The 22,570-nt window shown below is 68.2% G+C and carries 15 protein-coding genes and 3 tRNA genes; 10 read left to right on the top strand and 8 right to left on the bottom strand.

What is annotated here, in order from left to right:
* Positions 1-36 precede the first annotated feature (36 nt).
* From ATK36_RS14375 to ATK36_RS14400, 7 genes are all read left to right on the top strand, one after another.
* The gene (locus tag ATK36_RS14375) at positions 37-2,583 is read left to right on the top strand and encodes an SdrD B-like domain-containing protein (RefSeq protein WP_211291879.1); all 2,547 of its coding nucleotides are present in this window, start codon (positions 37-39) and stop codon (positions 2,581-2,583) included.
* A gap of 756 nt (positions 2,584-3,339) precedes the next feature.
* Positions 3,340-4,167, top strand: a complete 828-nt coding sequence (locus ATK36_RS14380; protein WP_245914726.1) for a rhomboid-like protein — start codon at positions 3,340-3,342, stop codon at positions 4,165-4,167.
* A 173-nt stretch (positions 4,168-4,340) separates the two neighbouring features.
* On the top strand, positions 4,341-7,070 hold the full coding sequence (locus ATK36_RS14385) for a sensor domain-containing protein (RefSeq protein ID WP_098511879.1): 2,730 nt from the start codon (positions 4,341-4,343) through the stop codon (positions 7,068-7,070).
* Positions 7,071-8,550: 1,480 nt separating this feature from the next.
* On the top strand, positions 8,551-9,693 hold the full coding sequence (locus ATK36_RS14390) for a glycoside hydrolase family 76 protein (protein ID WP_098511881.1): 1,143 nt from the start codon (positions 8,551-8,553) through the stop codon (positions 9,691-9,693).
* A 72-nt stretch (positions 9,694-9,765) separates the two neighbouring features.
* Entirely contained in the window at positions 9,766-11,172 is a 1,407-nt protein-coding gene (locus ATK36_RS14395) for an arabinofuranosidase catalytic domain-containing protein (RefSeq protein WP_281259111.1), read from the top strand.
* An 81-nt stretch (positions 11,173-11,253) separates the two neighbouring features.
* Entirely contained in the window at positions 11,254-11,409 is a 156-nt protein-coding gene (locus ATK36_RS33530) for a hypothetical protein (RefSeq protein ID WP_245914729.1), read from the top strand.
* Between the two features lie 47 nt (positions 11,410-11,456).
* A complete protein-coding gene (locus tag ATK36_RS14400) occupies positions 11,457-12,449 on the top strand; it encodes a hypothetical protein (RefSeq protein ID WP_245914731.1) in 993 nt (330 codons plus the stop codon).
* Positions 12,450-12,539: 90 nt separating this feature from the next.
* Here the strand turns inward: ATK36_RS14400 and ATK36_RS14405 are convergent, their stop codons facing one another.
* The 5 genes from ATK36_RS14405 to ATK36_RS14425 form a co-directional block, all read right to left on the bottom strand.
* Positions 12,540-12,848, bottom strand: coding sequence for a DUF7677 family protein (locus ATK36_RS14405; protein ID WP_098511884.1), 309 nt, complete (start codon positions 12,846-12,848; stop codon positions 12,540-12,542).
* 140 nt (positions 12,849-12,988) lie between these two features.
* Positions 12,989-13,062, bottom strand: a tRNA-Phe gene (locus tag ATK36_RS14410).
* A gap of 31 nt (positions 13,063-13,093) precedes the next feature.
* Positions 13,094-13,167, bottom strand: a tRNA-Asp gene (locus ATK36_RS14415).
* A 15-nt stretch (positions 13,168-13,182) separates the two neighbouring features.
* A tRNA-Glu gene (locus tag ATK36_RS14420) sits at positions 13,183-13,255 on the bottom strand.
* Positions 13,256-13,484: 229 nt separating this feature from the next.
* Positions 13,485-13,733 (bottom strand): hypothetical protein, encoded by a 249-nt coding sequence (locus ATK36_RS14425; protein ID WP_098511885.1) that lies wholly within the window; start codon positions 13,731-13,733, stop codon positions 13,485-13,487.
* Between the two features lie 455 nt (positions 13,734-14,188).
* Between ATK36_RS14425 and ATK36_RS14430 the strand changes: the two genes are divergently transcribed.
* Positions 14,189-14,605: a hypothetical protein gene (locus tag ATK36_RS14430; protein WP_098511887.1), complete on the top strand. Its 417-nt coding sequence runs from the start codon at positions 14,189-14,191 to the stop codon at positions 14,603-14,605.
* Positions 14,606-14,765: 160 nt separating this feature from the next.
* Here the strand turns inward: ATK36_RS14430 and ATK36_RS14435 are convergent, their stop codons facing one another.
* A complete protein-coding gene (locus ATK36_RS14435) occupies positions 14,766-14,969 on the bottom strand; it encodes a cold-shock protein (RefSeq protein ID WP_003097368.1) in 204 nt (67 codons plus the stop codon).
* 457 nt (positions 14,970-15,426) lie between these two features.
* Between ATK36_RS14435 and ATK36_RS14440 the strand changes: the two genes are divergently transcribed.
* The gene (locus ATK36_RS14440; RefSeq protein WP_098511888.1) at positions 15,427-16,626 is read left to right on the top strand and encodes a L,D-transpeptidase; all 1,200 of its coding nucleotides are present in this window, start codon (positions 15,427-15,429) and stop codon (positions 16,624-16,626) included.
* A 473-nt stretch (positions 16,627-17,099) separates the two neighbouring features.
* Here the strand turns inward: ATK36_RS14440 and ATK36_RS14445 are convergent, their stop codons facing one another.
* Positions 17,100-18,455, bottom strand: a complete 1,356-nt coding sequence (locus ATK36_RS14445) for an MFS transporter (protein WP_098514895.1) — start codon at positions 18,453-18,455, stop codon at positions 17,100-17,102.
* Positions 18,456-18,656: 201 nt separating this feature from the next.
* On the opposite strand from ATK36_RS14445, the gene ATK36_RS14450 reads away from it, so the two are divergent.
* Positions 18,657-19,223 (top strand): PaaI family thioesterase, encoded by a 567-nt coding sequence (locus ATK36_RS14450; protein ID WP_098511890.1) that lies wholly within the window; start codon positions 18,657-18,659, stop codon positions 19,221-19,223.
* A gap of 30 nt (positions 19,224-19,253) precedes the next feature.
* Here ATK36_RS14450 and ATK36_RS14455 read toward each other — a convergent pair whose 3' ends face one another.
* Positions 19,254-21,563, bottom strand: coding sequence for a serine/threonine-protein kinase (locus tag ATK36_RS14455; RefSeq protein WP_245915369.1), 2,310 nt, complete (start codon positions 21,561-21,563; stop codon positions 19,254-19,256).
* Between the last annotated feature and the right edge of the window lie 1,007 nt (positions 21,564-22,570).

Genomic DNA, 22,570 nt, shown 5'->3' on the forward strand with positions numbered 1-22,570 from the left:
GCGAATTCCTGCGCGCAGAACGGAGATCCCGCAGTCATGAGTCGAAGCGGCAGAAGAACCATCGGCAGATCCCGGCTGGTCCGCGCGGCCGCGGCCGGGCTCCTGCTGGGCAGCAGTGCGGCCGCCGGAATGGCGGCCACGACCGGGGTGGCCGGGGCCGCCGCCGAGGACGGGAAGCTCACCGTCCAAGTGCTCCGCGATTTCTTCGGTACCGGAATAATCAACACCACCATGGACACCCCGCAGGCCGGGATGTCCGTGGTGGTCACCGATCCACCGGGGCATCAGGTGCGCGGGCGGACGGACGCGGCGGGCAAGGTCGTACTGCCCCCGTCCACGACGCTGACCGGTGGGCAGTACCGGGTCGATGTGTCGATTCCGGACCCGTACCGCGCGTATTTACAGGCCGCGCCGGCGTCCACGAAGAAAAACCACTTCGACAGTTTCACCACGTTCGTGGATCTGCGCGAGGGCAAGGACGCCTCGGTGATCACCGGCGTCTGGAACCCGGCCGACCACACGCCGCCGGACGCGAAGTACTACGTGCCGGTGCAAAGCCCCGCGGTGAACACCGACGGCAGCGCGCCCGATCCGAACAGCCGCGCACTGGTCTCGTTCGACCGCAAGAACCGCGGCACCTGCCCGGCGGATTCGCCCTGCCCGTCCGTGGTGAACACGCAAGCGCAGGTCGGCACCACCTGGGGGCTGGCCTACGACAAGCACCGCGGCCGCATTTTCCAGTCGGCCTTCGCGAAGCGGTTCACCCTCTACGGCCCCGAAGGCGGCGGCGCGATCTACACGACCCCGCTCAAGGGCGGCGCACCGCAGCTGTTCGCGAAGGTGCCGGGCGCCACGGCCACCGAACACGGCAACGTGGACCTGCGCAAGGACCAGAATTTCGTGGATGCCTCCGGCAAGGAGAGCCTCGGCGGAATCGCGCTGACCGAGGACGGGAAGACGCTGTACGCGGTCAACCTGCTGGACCGCACGCTGGTCAGCTTCGCCGCCACCGGCGCCACTGCGAAGGTGGAGAAGACCGTCCGCATTCCGGACCCGGACTGCGCGGCAGCCGATGACTGGCGCCCGTTCGCCGTCACCGCGCACGACGCGAAACTGTACGTCGGCGGCATCTGCTCGGCGGAAAGCACGCAGAAGCGTGCGGACCTCAAGGCCGTGGTCTATACCTATGACGGCGGGAAATTCACGCCGGTGCTCACGCACGGTCTCGACTTCGCCCGCGGCTACGTGATCGGCGGGATCCACGACGACAACACCAGCCACTGGAATCCGTGGGACACCAGGTTCTCCTCGTGGGACAACTTCATCAAGCACGGGCCGGGGATCAACCCGGAGCCGGAGCTGGCAAGCCTGGCGTTCTCCCGCGACGGATCGATGATCCTCGGGTTCCGTGACCGGTTCATGGACGTCTTCGGCTCCGGCATCGACCCGCGACCGGGCCGGACCGGGGTAGCCACCGGCATGTCCGGCGGGGACATCACCATGGCGTGCGCGGCTCCGGGCGGCGGCTACGACTGGGAGGGCACCGGCGTGTGCCCGAACCACAGCACCGACGCGACGAACGGCCACGAGCCGGCCGGCGTCGTCGAGTACTTCCCGGGCGACTTCTTCGACCCCAACCGGTCCGGCAACGGCCTGCACCAGGAGGCGGCGCAAGGTTCGGTCGCCTACATCCCGCAGCAGCAGTGGGTGATCAGCACCCAGCTCGACCCGGCGCAGAACGTCAGCTCCGACGGTGTCGGCTACTACGACATCGACAGCGGTATCGGGCCCGGCCAGAATAATCCGACGCACGGGTACCAGTTCGTCGATCCGGCCAACAGCTTCGGCAAGGCCGGCGGGCTCGGCGACATCGCCTACCAGGCCGCGGACGCGCCGATCCAGATCGGCAACCTCGTCTGGTTCGACGGCGACCACAACGGTATCCAGGACCCGCACCGGACCGACGAGGTCGCACTGGCCAAGGCGACCGTGAACCTGCTCGACGCGGGCGGCAAGCAGGTCGCCACCACGCAGACCGACAAGGCGGGCGAGTACTACTTCGGCGGCGTCGGTGCCGAGTACCAGCTGAAGCCGGGCGCGAAGTACACCGTGCAGTTCGACGTCTGCACCGCGGACACGGACAACGTGCCCGAGCAGCCGTCGGCAACCGACCTGCGGTTCACCCTGCCGACGGCCGGACCGGACCGGGCACACGACTCCAACGTCGTCCCGCCGACCTCCGGGCGGCTCTGCAACGGCTTCGCGCCGGTCACCGCACCGGCTCAGGCCGGCGGGGTGGACCACACCATCGACGCGGGCGTCTACATCCCGAAGCCGGTGCCGCCGACCAGTCCCACTAACCCGGTGCCCCCGTCTACCCCGGTGCCCCCGTCTAACCCGGCGCCGGGCACGCCGCCGGGTGCGCCTGCTGGCCCGGCCCCGGCGCAGGCCGGAAACGTCGGACTGGCTTCGACCGGTGTGCCGATGCTGCCGGCGTTGCTGATCGGCGGTGCGGTGCTCCTCGCCACCGGTGCGGGGCTCGTGTTCGCCAGCCGCCGGAGGCTCCGCCTGTCCCAGCGGTAATTCCTGGCACTGAAACCGGAAGCCCGGTTCGCTCGCGCACTGCGTGGGCGGACCGGGCTTTCCCTCTCAACCGAGTAGGCACGGCGGGCCGGGTTTCGACTGGATCGACCTCGGCTCCGCGAACTTGCTGCCGCTCGGCGGTCTGGCTTGCTCGACGAACTGCTGGGTGGCGAAGGTCACCGGGCAAGATTCCGGCCTCCCCGCGCGGTGGGATGGCTCAAACGGGTCGCCCGAGAGACGCGTGCCTGCCGGTGGTCTCCGGACAATCGGGCAGGGTCTCGTGGCGCTCGATCGTCGCCGAGCCGGTCCCTTCGCCCCCAGTCCAGTCGATCGTCGCCGAGCCCGTCCCCTCACCCCCATTCCCACCGGGCATCTCGATCATCCGCATCCCGGTGACGCACGCCCGCCCCGTCGTGCGCTGTGGTCCCGCAGGACACGAGAACGTCCGCTAGGACACCAAACCGACCGCCGCGCCGCATCCGACAACCACCGCGACCACCCACCGGCGCGAGCGGGACGACGACGGCACATGCTCGCCCGCCCTTCGGCACCCTGAAGTCTGTGAAGGGACCCTTCACGGACTCAGAGTCTGTGAAGGGTCCCTTCACAGCTTTAAGCCGGTGCGGTGCAGCGCCGCGAAGAGACCCCCGTTGGTCACCCTTATGGGTGAGAACAGGCGAGAAGGCTACCCAGCGTGCGCCATCACACCGGTGACGATCACAGGGTTCTCACAGCCCGGCCAGCCACACTGGAACTATGCCCCGTCGTCACGGAGACCTGCTGCCGCGTCCGCCGGCGCCCGTGATCGCCCGGCTGCGCGGCACCGGTGAACGGGACATTCCCTGGAAACTTCCTTCGCTCAACCAGGTCCGCTACCTCTGCTGGGACCTGCTGCGCTCGGCTCGCATGCCCGGCTCCCTGGTCGGCCTGGACGGCTCGTTTCCGCGGCGGGCCTGGCTTCGTTGCCTGCCCTCGCCCCGGAGTACGCCGTTCACGTTCAGTTACCTCGTTCTGCTGCTGTGCACCACGCTCGTGCTGCGGTTCGCCGATCCGGTGCTCACCGCGAAGCTGCTGCAGCTGTCCAGCACCGACGCGCACAACCTGTGGCGCCGCCCGCTCACCTCGCTGCTGACCAGCGCCATCTGGATCGAGGACGGCGGCTGGATCGCCTACGCGGCGATCTTCGCGCTGGCCATCGCCCCGCTCGAACGGCGTTTCGGCCCCGGCCGGACCGCGCTCGTCTTCTTCAGCGGCCACATCGTGGCCACCCTCGCCACCGAACTGCCGGTCATGGCGCTGATCAACTCCGCCGTCCTGCCGAACTCCGCCGGTCGCTGGCTGGACATCGGCGTCAGCTACGGCTTCCTCACCACCGCGGGCGCGCTCGCCTATCTGGCTCGCGGGCAGGCGCGGATCGTCGCACTGGTGGCATTGGAGCTGTTCATCGTCCTGGTCTACGTCGTGGACGACCCGGGCAGCCTCGACTCGGTCATCACCGTGCTCGGGCATGTCGTGGCCGCACACTTTGGCCTGCTCTGCTGGGGGCCAAAGCTGCAGGCCGGCCAGGCCGAACAGGCCGCCTGAACCCGGCTCCACCCAACGCGGAGCGTGCACACCCACGAGGCCGCCTCCGACGAGCGAGCGAACCGTCTGGGCCGGAAGAGTGATTCAAGGAAGCGGCGCGCACTCATATACACAAGCTTCACTCGGTGGTGTAATCGACGGGCCATCTGCCGACACAGGGGGTCTGGACGCATATGGAGGCTGACGCCCTCACCGACGGGCCGGCCGAAGACACCGACACCGCCATCTGGCGGGCCCGGCTGGCCGGTCTGCATCCGGCCACTGGCGGGGACGTCGTGTTCGCGCTGCACACCGGTGCCGGTCCGGCCACGCTGACCTGGCTGCCCGGCCTGGACACCGTGCTGGGCCATCCCGGGGTGAGCGGCAACGAACTGTGCGGACGGCTCACCGACCTGCTCAGCCCGCTCACCGTGCAGCTGCCCCGCACCAAGCCGGACCGTGACTTCGAGCTGGAGCAGCCCTACGACGCGGCGGATGGCGCGCGCAGGCGGATCCGGCTGCGCGCCCGTACGGTGGGCGATCAGGGCTGCACGACCGGTTTGCTCGGCGTCGTGTCCGCGATGCCGGAGGATTCGCCGGGCCGCTCCGATCTGGGCCAGCTGGCCGACCGGTACCGGGTGCTGGTGGAGCTGAGCCCGGACGCGATCTGCGTGCACCAGGGCGGGATGATCACCTACGCCAACCGCGCCGCGCTCGACCTGTTCGCCGCGCGGTCCCCCGCCGAGGTGGTCGGCCGCCCGTTCGCCGAGTTCGTGACCGCGGAATCCGCCGGTGGGCTGCTCGCCAACGCCGAATCCGAGCCGATCGAAGCCATGTTCACCCGGGTCGACGGAAGCAAGTTCACCGCCGAGACGATCTCCGTGCGCACCACCGAGCCGGGCACGCCGTCGTATCAGGTCGTGATCCGCGACGTCACCCCGAAGCTGGCCGCAGCGGCCGCCGTACGCGCGCGGGCTGCGCTGGTCTCGCAGGTCAGCGACGCCATTGTCGCGATCACCGCGGACGGCATCGTGACGAGCTGGAACCCTGCCGCAGAAAGCGTGTACGGCTGGCCGATGCATGAGGCGATCGGCAGGCGGATCCGCGAAGTCCTCGGCGCCGAGCTGGATCCGGAAGCGGCGCTGCGGACCGGCGGGGTGGTCGGCCAAACCCACCACCGGCGGGACGGGGCACCGTTGTCGGTGCAGGTTTCCGTGGCCGAGGCCACCGACGGATACGTGGTCGTCTGCGCCGACCAGACCGCGCGGCGCCGGGCCGAACTGCACTACCGCACGGTGGTCGCGGCGCTGGACGAAGGCGTGGTGGTCGTGCGGCCGGACGGGCTGATCGAATCGGTGAACCCAGCCGCCGCGCGCATTCTCGGTGTGCCTCCGGCACAGCTGATCGGCGTACCGTGCGCCACGCTCGTGCTTTACGGCGAGTCCGGCGCGCGGATCCCGGCGGACGAGCTGCCGTCCGTGCGCACCCAGCGGACCGGGATCACGCAGAACGGCCAGGTGGTGCGGCTGCGCCGGCAGGACGGGCGGGACGTGTGGGTCGCGCTCACCTCGCGGCTGCTGGATCCGGACGATCCACACGGCGTCGCGGTGGTCATCTCGTTCACCGACATCACCGAACGGCGCGCGATCAGCGCCCGCCTGGCCCATGACGCGACGCACGATCCGTTGACCCGCTTGGCGAACCGGACGCTGGTGCTGGACCGGCTCGACCGGCGCAACCGTCCCGGCGCGGCGACTGTGCTGTTTCTCGACCTGGACAAGTTCAAGCTGATCAACGACTCCCTCGGGCATCCGGTCGGCGATCAGGTGCTGCGCGTCGCCGGCGAGCGGCTGCGGCGGGCCACCGGCCCCGCGGACGTGGTCGGCAGGCTCGGCGGGGACGAGTTCGTCGTGGTCACCACCGAGGCCACCGAGGTGGCGGAAGTGCGGACGTTCGCCACACACTTGCGTTCGGTGCTGGCCGAACCGGTGACCGTGCACGGCAGGCAGCTGCACCTGGACGCGAGCATGGGCATCGTGCTGATCGGCGAAACCGACCCACGCTCGGCCGAGGACCTGTTGCGCGACGCGGACATCGCGATGTACCAGGCGAAAGCCCGCGGCCGCGGCCGGTTCGAGTTCTTCGACGTGGAAATGCGGATGCGCATGCAGCGCAGGCTGCGGATGGAGCAGGACCTGCGCGAGGCCGTCCACAGTGGACAGCTGTGGGCGGCCTACCAGCCGGTGGTCGACCTGCGGACCGGGAAAATGGTCGCGGTGGAGGCCCTGCTGCGCTGGACCCACCCGAAGCACGGCGCGATCTCCCCCGCCGAGTTCATCCCGCTCGCCGAGGAGAGCGAGCTGATCAACATCCTGGGCAAGTTCATCCTGCAGGACACGGCGCGAGAACTGGCCGCCCAACGCACCGAACACGGTCTCAGCCTGAGCCTGAAGGTCAACTTGTCGGTACGCCAACTGGACGACCCGCATTTGATCCCCGCCGTCCGCGACGTACTGGCGACCACCGGCCTGCCTCCGGAGGCGCTGACCCTGGAGGTCACCGAAAGCGCCCTGATGCGCGATGCCTCCGCCGCCGCGGAAGTCCTGACCGCCTTGCGTTCCCTCGGCGTCCTGCTGGCCATCGACGACTTCGGCACCGGATACTCGTCACTGGCCCAGCTACGCCGGCTGACCCTGGACACGCTGAAGATCGACCGCTCGTTCATCACCGGAATCGCCGATTCCCGCGACGCCGCCGCCATCGTGGCCAGCATCATCGCGATGGCCCATGCGGTGGGCCTGACGGTGGTCGCGGAGGGTGTGGAGACCGCGGACGAGCTGGAACTGCTCCGGGAGCTGGGGTGCGATCAGGCTCAGGGGTACCACCTTGGCCGGCCGGTCTCTGCGGGGGAGATATTCGGGTAGGGCCTTTTGGCCGGTAGTTCGGCCGGGGGTTCGGCCCGGGGGGGTTCGGCCGAGGAGTGGGGGCTGGCGGCTTTAGCCCGTCACGAAAGTCCCTCTCACCCGACCGCCCTCGCCGCGAAAGTCCCTTCCGCACCGACGCCTCGCCGCGAACGCCCCCCTCACACCACGACACCTCGCCGCGAACAGCCAGCACACCACCGTCCTTCGCAGCGAGAGTACCCCTCACCCGACCGCCCGCGCTGCGAACGGCCCTCCCGCACCACCGCCCTCGCGGCGAGCGGCCCTCTCGCACCAACCGCAGCGTCATGAAAGTCCCACTCGCATCGCCCCCTCGACCCGAAAGTCGCCATCGCTCCGCCCCAGCGCCACGAGAGTCCCCATCGCACCACCCCTATCGCCACGAACGGCCCCCTCACACCACCACCCCTCGCCGCGAACGTCCCTCCCACACCGCCACCTCGCCGCGAACGTCCCTCCCGCAACGCCACCTCGCCGCGAACGTCCCTCCCACACCGCCACCTCGCCGCGAACGTCCCTCCCACACCGCCACCTCGCCGCGAACGTCCCTCCCACACCGCCACCTCGCCGCGAACGTCCCTCCCACACCGCCACCTCGCCGCGAACGTCCCTCCCACACCGCCACCTCGCCGCGAACGTCCCTCCCACACCGCCACCTCGCCGCGAACGTCCCTCCCACACCGCCACCTCGCCGCGAACGTCCCTCCCACACCGCCACCTCGCCGCGAACGTCCCTCCCACACCGCCACGTCGGCGCGAAAGTCCCTCCCGCACCGAACATCTGGCCACGAAAGTCCCTCTCGCGCGACCGCCCTTGCGGCGAGCGGCCTCTCGCACCAGCCGCGGCGTCATGAAAGTCCCACTCGCATCGCCCCCTCGACGCGAGAGTCGCCATCGCTCCGCCCCAGCACTACGAAAGTCGCCATCGCGCCATCCCTACCGTCGCGAGCGGCCCCATCGCGCCATCGTGCCCCGCGAAAGTCCCCCTCGCGCGCGCCTCCCCTGCTGCGAAAGTCCCCTTCGCACTAACCGTTCGCTGCGAGGGTCCCTTTGCTCCCCCCGCTCCGCTGGTAAAGCGCCGCTCCGGCACCCAAGTCCCGGAGAGGCTGCGGCCAGCAGCTTGAGCCATTCAGACAAAACGGACGGGACGTGAAATCACGTTAGCCTGCGAGGGCATCACTCTCCAGAACCCTCGACCCCGCAAGCCGTCCACGACCAGGTGGTACGGACCAAACCCTGAGCAACAAAGCGACCCCGAAAGAACCACTCGCCTGACCCCAAAGAACCAGAAATACCGCATCATTCATTCGGCTTCTTGACCGTCCACCATGAGCAAATCTACCATTTCCCCCACACGGTTCGAACACGTTCCTGGATTTACTCCTCTTTTCGCAGCGGAAACCACCGGCGTCGGTCTTCGCTGCCCGGAATACGAATTCCTCAAGTACCCGAAGGACCCGGCATGCGCGCGATCCTCCGCACCGCGGCCGGCTCGGCGATCCTCCTCGCCGCGCTGGTGAGCATCGTCCCCACCGCAGCCAGCGCCGTCATTCACGGGCACCCGCACCGCGACTGCAGCCCACCCATAGAAGCCAACGCGGTCGTTTGCACGGACCAGGCCCGCACCGCCAGTTCTCGCAGCGCCGCCGCGGCGACCGTGCTAATGGCTTACTACAACAGCGCAACCGGGCTGTTCACCACCACCGGCTGGTGGAATTCCGCCAACGCCCTCACCGCACTGATCGACAACATGCGAGTGAGCGGGCGAGGCGACTACTGGTACGTCATCGACCGGACCTACCGCCTGAACCTCACCGCAATGCGCGGGAATTTCACCAACGACTACCTCGACGACACCGGCTGGTGGGGCCTGGCCTGGATAGCCGCCTACGATCTCACGCGCCAAGTCAAATACCTCGAGACCGCGCGAATAGACGCCGAGTACCTTCACTCCTACTGGGATTCCACCTGTCGCGGCGGAATCTGGTGGAGCATCGAGAAAACCTATAAGAACGCTATCGCCAACTCGCTCTACATCGAACTCAACGCCGCTCTGCACAATCGGATCACCGGCGACACCGGCTATCTGCAGCGAGCGAAGGACGGCTGGTCCTGGTTCAGGGCGAGTGGAATGATCAACAACGGCAGCCTCGTCGACGACGGTATCGACCTGAAAACCTGCGCCAGCAACAACGGTCCGGCCTACACCTACAACCAGGGCGTACCGCTGGCCGCGCTGACCGAACTACACCGCGCGACCGGGGACGATGGCCTGCTCGCCAAGGCACAGCAGCTGGCCGACGCTTCGACCACGAGCACTTCCCTCAACAACAACGGAATTCTCCACGACCCCGGCGAAAAGCCCGGTGGCGGCGGAGCCGACGGACCGTCATTCAAGGGCATTTACGCTCGCGATCTGGCAGTGCTCGACTCCGTGATCTCCAAACACCCCTACGCCGATTACCTGAATCGCCAAGCCGATTCCGCCCATACAAAAGACCGCAACGCCGCCGGCCAATACGGCCTGATGTGGGCCGGTCCGTTCGACAAGTCCGATGCCGCCCGCCAGCAGTCCGCGCTCGATCTGATGAACGCGACCTACTGAAACCATGAGAAAGGAAACGCAATGACCCTCCGATGGAGGCGCCTTTCCCGCGCGCGCAAACGGCTGGCCGCCATGGTCCCGGTATTCCTGCTGGCCGCCGTCCAGCTGGCCGGGTGGGGCACGGCGAACGCCGGCGCGGCGACGAGATTGCCCTGCGACGTCTACAATTCCGGCGGAACCCCGTGCGTGGCGGCGCACAGCACCACCCGCGCGCTCGTGTCGGACTACGACGGCGCGCTGTATCAGGTGACCCGCGCCTCGGACCAGACCACGCGCGACATAGGTCTCCTCGACGACGGTTATGCCAACGCCGCCCAGCAGGACCGCTTCTGCGTGGCAACGACTTGCGCGATCACGAAGATCTACGACCAGACCCCGAACCACAACGACCTGAGTCCCGGCCCCGCAGGAACCGCCGGCACCGTCGACCGAGGCGCGGGCGCGGGCGTGATCTCAGTCAGCGCAGGCGGGCACAAGGTCTACGGCATCTGGATTTCCCCCGGCGTCGGCTACCGCTACGTCGGAGCAGCGAAGGGCGTCGCGGTGAACGGTCAGCCCGAAGGCTCCTACATGGTGGCCAGCGGCACGCACGTGAACAACGAATGCTGCTTCGACTACGGCAACGCGGAAGCCACTCCCGACGACACCGGCAACGGGCACATGGACGCCGTCAGCGTCACCACGGGCTGTTCCTTCCCGCCGTGCAGCGGAACCGGCCCGTGGGTCGAGGCCGATCTGGAGAACGGACTGTTCCTGGGAGACAACGGTGCCAACCCCGCCAATCTCGGCAACAAGAGCAGCTACGTCACAGCAGTGCTCCGAAATGACGGCCAGACCACGTATTCATTGCAGGGCGGCGATTCCCAATCCGGCAGCCTGAGCACCTGGTGGAATGGCGCATTGCCCACCCGCCCCGGCTACCGGCCGATGAAGCAGGAGGGCGGCATCATCCTCGGCATCGGCGGGGATAACAGCAACCGCAACCGCGGCACCTTCTTCGAAGGCACGATGGTCTCCGGTTTCCCCAGCGACGAAACGGAAAACGCGGTCCAGTCGAACATCGTCTCGGTCGGCTACGCCGGAGACACCGACGTGCCCAACGGCCGGCAAGGGAACATCACCGGGCCGGGCGGCAAATGCGTGGACGTCGCCGGGGAAGACACTGGGACGCACCTTTCAGCGGTACGGCTTTGGGACTGTCAACGCTGGGCCGAAGATCAATTCTGGACACATCAGCCCAACGGCACATTGAGCACCATAAGCCACTGTCTCGCCGCCAACGGCGACGGCACACAGGTACAATTGCAGAAATGCAATGGCGGTGGCCAGGAATGGCGACAGCAGGCAGACGGATCACTGCTGAACACGAATTCAGGACGCTGCCTCGAATCACCGAACGGCGCCACCGAAAATGGCACCGCACTGCGGACCGGGACCTGCAACGGGAGCGCTACGCAGAAATTCCGGCTGCACAGCTGAGCCGCGGCGCCGCCCCGGCGACCTTGCGACGAGCTCGCGCCGGCCCTACCGTGAATGTTGACCGGACATTTGGGGGGCTTTATGCGGTCGCATCGTCGTACCACCGTCGCCGGGGCAGTGCTCGCCACCGGCCTGCTGCTGGCCGGATCGGTCCCGGCCACCGCCGCAGCCGGGCCGACCACCCTGCCCGCGAACCAGTTCACGCTCAGTGCGGACTACACCGGTTCGACGCAGTGAATTCGGCACTCGTCTCGACACTCGGCACCGCGCCTGTGCATACCGTGATGGACAACGCCAACCACAGCCGGAAAAAGCCACCCCAGCCGGTGCCGATCTCCGGCGTAACCGGCAGTTTCCAGTTCGACGACACTGACAACAAGGACTGCACGAACTACCCGCAGGGCATCACCACCAGCCGCGACGCGGTGGACACCGCGGACAACGGCACCTACGACGGGCACCAGCTCGTGCTGGTCAGCTGGTACACCAGGGCTTCCTGCACGGACAAGACGCAGACGCGCAGCCGGATCACGCTGGTCGACTGGGACGCCACCTACCCGGACAAGTACCGGAAAGTCCTGCTCGTCGAGCCGACCGGCACCACCTCGGCCCCCGATTTCCGCGACATCACCGTGCACGCTGGCGGAGTCGCCTGGTACGGCAACTATCTCTACGTCGCAGACACCGGACGGGGCATGCGGGTCTTCGATCTGCGCAAGATCCTCAAAACCGATCCCGGCGGCAACCCCGGCCAGATCGGCAGGCAATCGGCGACCAAGTACTACGCGCACAATTACGCCTACGTCCTGCCGCAGGTCGGCACAGTCACCTCGAACACCACCGCCGAGGACAAGCTGGTCTGGTCGTCGATTTCTCTGGACCGGGCGACCAAATCGCTGGTGATGAACGAGTACACCTGCAAGTCCGGCTGTCGGGACTACCCCAACCGGGCGCCCCGCGCGGTGCGCTTCCCGTTCGCCCCGTCGTCCACGGCCTTCGCCGCGAACACCACGGCCGGCCAAGCCCTGCAGCTGCCCTGGTACAAGCTCAACGGCGGCGCCTCGCACAACGGCCGGTGGTGGTTCAACTCCTCGGGCGATCACAAGCTGTACTACTGGGCCGCGGCCACCGGGTCGAAGTCTTACCCCTGGGTGAGCAGCGGGGAAAGCATTTCGTACGGGGAGGACGAGACGAAGCCGGATCTGCTGTGGTCGCTGCAGGAGGGCGTGGGTAACCGCAACGTATTCGCGGTTGGCCAGGCGGGGTACAGCGGCTGAGGCTGCGGGGCTGCTGCGCCGATTGGTCTAGCGGAAGTCCCGCCTTCGGGGGGCTGACGCCGGGTCCATCGCGGGTGCCGCCTCTCCAGTTCAGTAGAGGGCGCACTCCCACGACTCGAGGTCGGCTTCACCCGGCGGGAGTTCTCCGGTGCAGTACTGGTACAGCCACACAGCGGCACGTCTCTCCGCGTACTTCTCGTTGACCGGTTCACCCCGGTCATCGAGTTCGAGGACGTTGGCGAAGATCGCGAAGCAGATTTCCATCTGGGACGGCGAGTCCTCCAGCTCGTCCCAGTAGTTGATCCCGTCCAGTAGCGGATGGCCGACCGAGCCGCGCGCGACCCAACCGGCAAAGCGGCGGATCGCTCCCGACGCGCCCGAGCCGAGGCGAGACGACATGACTGGGAACCTATCGCCCCGGCGGCTCCGATTCCGGCAGCCACCGCCGATCCGCCAAAGGTCAACAACGGCCACGGCCACGATCAGCCCCAGACACAAGAAAGCCGCCTCGACCTGAGTCAAGACGGCTTCTTCGAGCGTGGCCAGGGCCGGGGTCGAACCGGCGACCTTCCGCTTTTCAGGCGGACGCTCGTACCAACTGAGCTACCTGGCCGGGAACGCCGGCTAGGAGCCGAACGATCTTGCGACCCTGACGGGACTCGAACCCGCGACCTTCGCCGTGACAGGGCGACGCGCTAACCAACTGCGCCACAGGGCCAAACTTGGTACTGCGTACTCCCAACGGGATTCGAACCCGCGTTGCCGCCTTGAAAGGGCGGAGTCCTAGGCCACTGAACGATGGGAGCTCGGCCAGGTTTTCGGCGAACCGACCGACCGCGCTCTCAGGGTTCCCCCGGGAGCGATTACCAGCATAGGGCACGTCCAACCCGCCTTGCACCGGGGGTTCCTTAACTCTCCACCGGCCCGCGGACCTGCGACAACGGCGTCCGCGAACCCGGCTGGACCGGCGAACCCGGGCGACTTGGCCGCGCCACCGGCTCGCGGCCGCCGGAGTGACCCAGGACACCCGCGAGGTCAGCGCTGGACGGGCGACTGGCCATCCTCGCCCGGAGACAGGCCCAGCATGTCCAGTAGCTGCGCACAGTCCTCGACGTCCAGTGCGCCGTTGGCGACCGCGAGGCGGGCGCGGCGGACCTGGTCGTCGGAGACGCGGCCGTCCGAGGAGCCGCGCGGCGCCGGCACTCCGCCGGACAGCGACGTGCTTCCCCCGTCGGCACCTTCGTACCGCAGGAGGAACTGACGAACTTCGACCGATCCGCTCATGGCCCCTCCACGGGTTTGCATCAACTGGGCGCGAGGTTAACCAGCGGCAAGCCCGACCGGCAGCCCCCCGGAGAGTGAACCTGAGACCACTCTCCGCATCACCCACCCGTATTCCCGCCGATCTTGGATAACGGATTTCTGCCCCCTTCCCCTCGCCGAACCCGGCAACTCGTGCAACAATCGGAGTTGCTGACACACCCCCGGTCAGCGCCTGTGGAGATCCCCTCCGACCCCCGCGTTCCTCCCCCTGGCGCGGGGGTCTCTCCATTTCCGCGGCAGTCCCGTCCGAACATTCCCGCTACTGCGAAGATCCGGTGCCACGACAACTGGCAGTGGCGGAATTCGATTGCTTGCTGGGCTGATCAGGTGATCGGATACGCTTATCGAGCCAGAAATATCGTGTGTTGTGGCTCACAGTGGTTTGTTTGCCGAGACCGGACCGTTATCGTGGCCGCGTGCCTCTTCCCTCCCTCGGCCGGCTGAGCAGCCGCGCGAACCTCAAGGCCGTCGCCTCCGGACGGCACCGCACGATCGGCAAGACCGCGGACGACGAGCTCGTCGAGGACAAGGAGCTCACCAGCTACCTCGCCGCCCTCGCCCCGGACTCCGGCCCGGAGAGCACCGGGACCGGCAACCGCTTCGGCGACGCGCAGGTCTACCAGCTCCGCCTGAACCTGATCGCCAGCCAGCAGCTCAAGGACCTCGCGAACGAGCGTGACCTGTCCCCGCAGGCACTCGCCCAGGAATGGCTGCTGGAGCGCCTGTCCTGGGAGGGCCAGGCCGGCTCGGCCCAGTACCGCCGCGAGGCCGAGGCGCACACCGACGAGTACCACTTCCCACAGGGCGCGTTCGACCAGCAGGTCGCCCGCTGACCCACCCCCTGGACGAAAACCCCCGGCTTCCCCCGACGGCCGGGGGTTTTCTTTGCCCGTAGGCCACCCCTGAGTGAGCACCCACTCATGAGAAAGGGCCCCGGCGAACGCATCGCCGGGGCCCCTTATTCAGGCCTGTATGAAACGCGCAGGGCCTGTCTCAGATCGCGCGGACCTTCTGGGCCTGCGGGCCCTTCTGACCCTGGCCGACCTCGAACTCCACTCGCTGGTTCTCCTCAAGGGTGCGGAAACCACGACCCTCGATCTCCGAGTAGTGCACGAAAACGTCGCCTTCGCCGCCGTCCTGCGCGATGAAGCCGAAGCCCTTCTCCGCGTTGAACCACTTCACAGTGCCTTGCGCCACCGCTGTACTCCTCGTTACAGATCCGCTTCGAATGCCCCCGAAGCGGCACCCCGGCCGTCCCGGGCGGTTCCAACGAGTCGAGCGAAGAGCTGTACGGCCCCACGGCTCGCGTCAGAAGTTCCGCGAGTGTGAAGCCACGAACACGCAAAACGACGGCCTGGGAGCAGCGTACCGGGATATCGGCAAATCTGAACCCCGTTGATCCCGGTGATCGGTCCCGCCGGGCGCACGTCACCGGAACGTCGTATCGCTGCCTACGCTGCGCTGTCAGACCCGCGAGTTACCCTGATTTCCAACGTCCAGCGCGAACCCATCGTGCACAGAGTGCTATCGAACGGGTCGGATCCGTGAGGTCCTTACCAGAATATGTGATACTGGTCACCACTCGATCGGTCAACGTGCTGAAGGTTCCGGGCGTCTGGATGGTCGGGGAATCCAGGGGAGATTGGGGATCAGGGTGACATTCCGAAAGTTCACTCGCCGCAGAGGTGCGGTGGCGGCGTTTGGCTTGGTGGCGGCGCTCACGCTCGGTGCATGCAGTGGGGAACCAACGGTCAGTGCCAGCGGGGCCGACGGAGGCGGGCCTACCACGGAGGCGACCGCCAAACCTGTGGGCCTCAAGTTCAGCCCGGCCGCCGGCGCGAAGGACGTGGCACCGGGTGAACCGGCGAAGGTGAGCGTCGCGAACGGGACGCTCGCGTCGGTGACCCTCACCAATCCGGACGGCAAGCAGGTACAGGGGCAGCCGTCCGCGGACAAGAAGAGCTGGAACAGCACCGAGGACCTCGGCTACGGCAAGACCTACACCTGGTCCGGACAGGCGACCGGCGAGGACGGCAAGCCGACGCCGGTCAGCGGTTCGTTCACCACCGTCGAGCCGCGCCGGCAGATGGCGGGCAGCCTCAACGTCGGGGACGACCAGACCTACGGCATCGCGATGCCGATCGCGCTCACCTTCCCGAACCCGGTCAAGGACAAGGCTTCGGTGGAGAAAGCGCTGTCGGTGGAGACCGAGCCGAAGACCGAGGGCTCCTGGGCCTGGCTCGAGGGCGACACCTCGGTGCACTGGCGGCCGAAGGCCTACTTCGAGCCGGGCACCAAGGTCACGGTGAACGCGAAGCTGTACGGCGTCTCGATGGGCGGCGGTGTCTACGGGCGCCAGGACGTGTCCTCGAGGTTCACCATCGGCCGCGCGCAGATCGTACAGGGCAACACCAAGGACCACACGATGCAGGTGATCCGCGATGGCCGGCAGGTGATGGACTTTCCGGTCAGCTACGGCCTGGACTCCGACCCCGGGCGGGTCACGCACAGCGGGGTGCATGTGGTGATGTCCAAGCACGCCACGTACTCGATGAGCAACCCGCGGTACAACTACACCGACGTGAACGTGCCGTGGGCGGTGCGGATCTCCAACAACGGCGAGTTCATCCACGGCCTGGCCGCTTCGATCTGGGCGCAGGGCAAGAAGAACATCTCGCACGGCTGCCTGAACCTGTCGCCGAAGAACGCGAAGACCTACTACGACAGCGTGCTGCCGGGCGACCCGGTGGAGATCACCGGCAGTACGCAGCAACTGTCCGCAAAGGACGGCAACTACAGCGACTGGACCTACGACTGGACCGCGTGGACCAAGCTGTCCGCACTGAACAGCTGAGCCTGCTCGCAGACGAGACCGGACGGCCGGGAGCCCGCAAGGCTCCCGGCCGTCCGTGCGTTCCGGGCAGCAGCCGTGTTCCTTCTCGTACCAGCGAAAACGCCGCCTTACCCAGACCGGGTATCCGGTCAAACGCGCGACCGCCAAGAGTGGCCGACGTCACCGCTTCTCGGCGGTTTTCGGCGAAATACCGAGGGCGTTCGGTGCGATGTTCCTTGTGGCGGCCGGACGGGTCGCTGAACCGCATCGCTCAGCCGGCACAGGACTGGCCGGCCCGAGAACTCGAGGAGGAAGCACCATGGTGCTCGTTGCACTGATGATCGAAACCGTTGTTGCCGTTGTGGTCGCCGGTGGCCTGGCGGCGTGGGCGGGCAAGCGCTTCACTCCTCGCCCCGCCGAGGCGGCCGAGGTCGGCTGACCTACAAAACCGCCCCCGTCCACGATGGACGGGGGCGGTTTCGCACCGGAACGGCCTACTTCACCGCGACGAACTTCCGGCCCGTGTCGGCGGAGTCGATCTGCTCGATCGGCACCCCCGCCGTCTCCGGAATCCGGAGAATCGGCACCAGCGCGATGAGCGCGGCCACGATCAGGTAGTACGCCGGCCAGTCGGCATTGCCGGTCTTGTCGATCAGCGCCGTGACGACCAGGCCGCAGGTACCGCCGAACAGCGAGGTCGAGATGTTGTACCCGATGGCGAACGAGCCGTACCGCACGCGCGTCGGGAACATCGCCGGGAACGTCGAGCCGATCACCGCGAGCATCAGCGCCAGCAGGACCGCCACCAGCAGGAAGCCAACGACCAGCCACGCCAGGCTGCCCGACTGCATCAGCTTGATCGAGGGCCAGCTCAGCACGACGAACCCGATGGCCGCGGTGAGCAGCAGCGGTTTCCGGCCGATCCGGTCCGAGAGGATGCCGATCGGGATCAGGATCGAGAACTGCACCAGTTCCACCCCGATGATGATCAGGTTCGAGGTGGTGTCCCCGATGTGCAGGGTGTCGGTGAAGTACGTCGGCATCGTGGTCAGCAGCATGTAGTCGGCGATGTTGACCAGCAGCACGATCCCGATCAGGTTCAGGATCATCCGCCAGTTGTGCTGCAGGGTCTCCCGCAGCGGCGCCTTGTCCGGCTTCTCACCGACCGCTTCGAGCCGCCGGAACTCCGGCGTGTCCTCGAGCCTGGACCGCAGGTAGAGCCCGACGACACCGATCGGCAGCGCGATGAAGAACGGGATCCGCCAGCCCCAGCTGTCGAACTGCTCGGTCGTCAGGGACAGCGACACGGTCAGCACCACCGCGTTGCCGAGCACGTAGCCGGCCAGCGTGCCCATCTCCAGGAACGACCCGAAGAAGCCGCGGCGCTTGGTCGGCGCGTACTCGGCGATGAAAGTGGCCGCACCGCCGTACTCCCCCCCGGTGGAGAAGCCCTGGATCAGCCGCAGCAGCAGGATCGCGATCGGCGCCGCGATACCCATGCTGTAGCCGCCCGAATAGGTCGGCAGCACGCCGACCACGAAGGTGCAGCCGGACATCAGCAGAATGGTGATCGCGAGAACCTTCTGCCTGCCGAGCTTGTCGCCCAGCGGGCCGAAGAACGCTCCGCCGAACGGCCGCACGATGAAGCCCACCGCCAGCAGAGCGAGCGATTTCAGCACCGCGTTGCCCTCGCCGGGAAAGAACACCGTGCCGATGGTCGCGGAGATCGCGCCGGAAGTGAAAACGCCGTAGTCGTACCATTCGGTGGCGTTACCCATCGCCGACGCGATCACGGCTCGTTTGACGGTCCGCTGATCGACGTCGGGTCTTCCCTTTGTTGTCTCACTCATCCCCGCGGCGACCTCCTCGTGCGCGTCCAACTGATCGGGTCGAGTTCATCCGCCCAGTCTCTCCGTCCGGGCAGGGGTCGGCAGAACGAACAGCGAAACTTCTACCGTACGGAATTTTCCGACTACCCTACGCTGAGGAAATCCGGCATCGCAGGTCAAGGGCGGTGCACGGGGCTCCTTCGGGCGGGTTAACGTCCCCCTATGAGTCGTGTCCCCGGGTCTTGGCCACCGGTCGAGATCGAGCCACCTGCCGTCCACCCGAACGCGCCTGCCCCCGGCACCGACCTCGGCGTGCACTTCGCCGAGTGCTTCGGCTGCGGCGACGAGGTCGAAGTAGGGCTGCACCTGCGTTCATCGGTCAGTGACGACCACACGGTGCAGTCGAAGTTCACCGTCACCCGGGAGCATCAGGGCGCGCCCGGGCTCGCCCACGGCGGGCTGCTGGCCTGCGCGTTCGACGAGGCGCTCGGCTCGGCGGTGGGCAATCTGCTGCGCCGCCCGGCGGTGACCGGCAAGCTGGAGACCGACTTCCGCCGTCCGGTGCCGGTGGGCTCGACGCTCTACATCGAGGCACGGCTGGACGGCACTGCCGGGCGCAAGATCTACGTCAGCGCGGACGGCCGGCTGGACGCGCCGGACGGCCCGGTCGCGGTGTCGGCGCGCGGCCTGTTCGTGCAGGTCGGAATCGAGCATTTCAGCACGCACGGCGATCCGCGGGCGCAGGAGAAGCTCGCCGAGGCGCAGCGGAAGAACCAGATCAACCCCTGACCCGCCGCGGCTGCGCCCTCGCGCCGGAGATCAGGTCAGGGTGCGGGGGCGGATCGCGTTGGCCCGGTCCACCAGCGCCACCCGGTCCGCCGCGGTCCCGGCGAGCCGGGCCAGTGCGCGGTAGCAGTTCTCCAGGCCGAACCGCACCTCCCGCTCGTCGAGCGCATAGCCCAGCACCTTCGACGACGAGGTGGCGGCCGGCTGGCCAGGTACCTGCAGCCAGTCGTGCGCCGCTTCGAGCACTTCGGCGGTGAGGCGCGTGTGCCGCTCGGCGTCCAGGTTGAGCCGCTCCAGCCGGCCGGACGCGTCGACGAGATCGCCCTCCGTGACCTGGCTCTGCTCGGTGCCCTGCGCCCTGGTCTTGATCTTGATCTTGATCGCGGCGACCTGCGCGTCGACGTAGTGCGTCGACGTCGGGGGCACGGCTTCGAGCACCTCCACCGCGCTCGCCCGCGCGCCCTGCGCCAAATAGACGCGGGCGAGGCCGAACGCTGCGCTCACGTACGTGCGGTCGGTGCGCCACACCAGCTCGTAGAACCGCGCGGCGCCGAAGTAGTCGCCGACTCCTTCGGCGCTGATCGCGAGAGCGAGCTTCGGCGCGATCTCGCCGGGAAGGTCGTCGTACACGGCGTCGAACGCCACATGCGCGACCCTCGGCCGGCCACCGGCCAGCTCGATCAGGCCGCGATACCAGTCGATCCGCCAATCGTGGGGGAAACCGTGCCGGATCGCGAGGTACTGCGCGGCCTGCAGCTGACGTTGTGCCTCCACGAACTCGCCCAGCTCGATCCGCGCGCGCACGATGCGCAGCCGGACCTCGATCGACTCTCGGGGCGCACTGGCCAGCGCCTCGATCGCCTCCCGCGGGTCGACGGCGGTGGTGGTGGCCAGCACGCCCGCCGCCGCGTCGTCCGTGTCCACCTGCGGGATCGGCAACCCGGAGACCACTTCGGCGGCGTCCGGCAAGGGCACGGTCTCGCCGCGCTCGGGCACCACCAGGTGCACGCCGAAGGTACGGCTCTCCGGTCCGAACACAGTGGACGCGGCCGGACGCGGGGTGTTGGTGCCCAGCGCCATGATCTCGCGCAGCACCCCGGTCAGCTGGTCGGACATCTCGTCGGCGGCGAAGAACCGGCGATCCGGATCGGTGTGCGTGGCGCGCTTGAGGAAGCGGTAGTACGAGCCGAAAAGCGCGAACAGCGGCACCGCGTCCGGTCCGGGCAGCGAACTCTTGTACTTCGTGGTGTAGCCGGCGAATTCGAAGCTCAGCACGGCGAGCGTGCGGCCGACGGTGTAGAGATCCGAGGAGACCGACGCACCCTGCGTGGCCAGCTCGGGGGCACTGTAGCCACTGGTGAAGAAGAGCGGGCTCTCGTAGTCGTCGAGCCGCCGCACCGCGCCGAGGTCGATCAGCTTGAGCTGCTCGCGAGTCTGGATCACGTTGTCCGGCTTGAGATCGCAGTAGAGCAGGCCCTGGCTGTGCAGATAGCCGAGCGCGGGCAGGATCTCCAGGCCGTAGGCGATCACCTGGCCGATCGGCAGCGGTTCCGGGCGCTTGCTCTCGCGATGGTGCGCGAGGGCGAGCTGGCGCAGCGACTGGCCGCCGACGTACTCCATCACGATGTAGCCGACGGAGTTGCCGGTCTCCGCGTCCGGATGCTGCACGAAGTTGTGGATCTTGACGATGTTCGGGTGCTCGACCTCGGCGAGGAACCGCTGCTCGTTGGCGGCGGCGGCCATCGCGGTGGCGTCCCCGGTGTCGATCAGGCCCTTGAGCACGACCCACCGGTCGGAGACGTTGTGGTCCTGGGCAAGGTAGATCCAGCCGAGCCCGCCGTAGGCGAGGGCGCCGAGCACCTCGTACTGGCCGCCGACGAGCTCGTTCGGCTTCAGCTTCGCGACGAACGAGTAGCGGGTGCTGCACTTTTCGCAGGTGCCTTCGGGTTCCCCCGGCTGCGTGTCCGTGCTGCGGCCGACCTTCGCCCCGCAGTTGCCGCAGAACCGTTTCTCCTCGGACACCACCGGATTGGCGAGTACCGCGGTCGACGGATCGCGATAGGGCACCGGTGGCACGTCGATGAGCCCGGCACCGAGCCGTCCCCGGCGGGAACGCCGGGTGCCGGTACGCCGAGCCGTGCCGGGGTAACCGCTGCCGGTTCCGGTGCTGCCACTGCCGGTTCCCGTGCCGGTGCCGCTCGACCCCTCGCTGCTCTTGGCGGCCACGACGCTGTCGGTACCGGGGTCGGGCAGCGCCGCGCCTTCCGCCGGCTCCGCCCGGGGCGCGGGCGGCATGATGCTCTGCGTCGGCGGCGCGGAAGTGGCGAGCACGCTCGTCGGCATCGGCGCCGCCGGATTCACCGGCGCGACCGGTTTCTGGGACTGCGGCAGGATCACCGGCGCCAGCTCACCGGGCGGCCGGGTCGGGTCCTCGGCGCCAGGCACCGCCGGCTCGCCCTCGCCGTTCCCCGCGGCCACCGGACGACTCGGCGAGGCCGCCTCCCCCGCGTCACCCCGCGCCGGGAGACCGCCTTGCCTCGGCGGCGGCCCTTGCGCGGCCGGATACGCCCGGCCCGACCGTGGGTACGGTTGCCCAGTCGACTGCTGTTCTCCCGCAGCGGCGGGGGTTTGGCGACCGTTGGGGTGCGGTTGTCCCTGCGTACCCGGACGCTGCCGGCCCGGCGGGGCGGGGCTCGGCTGGCCTTGAGTGCCGGGGCGTTGTCCCGGGGCCGGGGAGTTCTGTCCGCTCGGGTTCTGGCCGGGCGCTTGCGGATTCGGCTGACTGGGCGGAACCTGCTGGCTCTGGACGCCAGGGGCCTGCGCCGAGACTTGCTGGCTCTGACTACCCGGGCCATGAGCCGAGGCCTGCTGGCTTTGCCCGCCCGAGGGCTGGCCCTGAAGGGCATTGGCCGAGGCCTGCCGACCTTGCCCGTCTGAAGGCTGGCCTGAGGCTTGCTGCCCCTGGCTACCCGGAGCCTGGCCCGAGGCTTGCTGAGCCTGACCGCTCGGGGCATAACCCGAGAGCTGCTGGCCTTGTCCACTCGACGGCTGGCCCTGACCACCTTGGATATAAGCGGAAACCTGCTGCTCCTGCCCGCCCGAGGACTGCTGGCCATGCGTGCCCAGGGTGTGACCCGCCGCCGCGGGGCTCGGCTGGCCCGGTGCCGCGGCGTTCTGCCGCCCCTGGCCATCCGGATGCGGCCTCGGGCCGGGGCCTTGCGCGCCGGGATACGGCTGCCCCAGCGTGCCGGGCCGAGGCTGACCGTGACCACCGGGCTGGCTCTGCGCGCCCGGCCACGGCTGATTCGCCTGCTGGCCTTGGGAACCGGGGTGCAGCTGTCCCTGCTGGC

Source organism: Amycolatopsis sulphurea (genome assembly GCF_002564045.1).
GTDB lineage: Bacteria > Actinomycetota > Actinomycetes > Mycobacteriales > Pseudonocardiaceae > Amycolatopsis > Amycolatopsis sulphurea.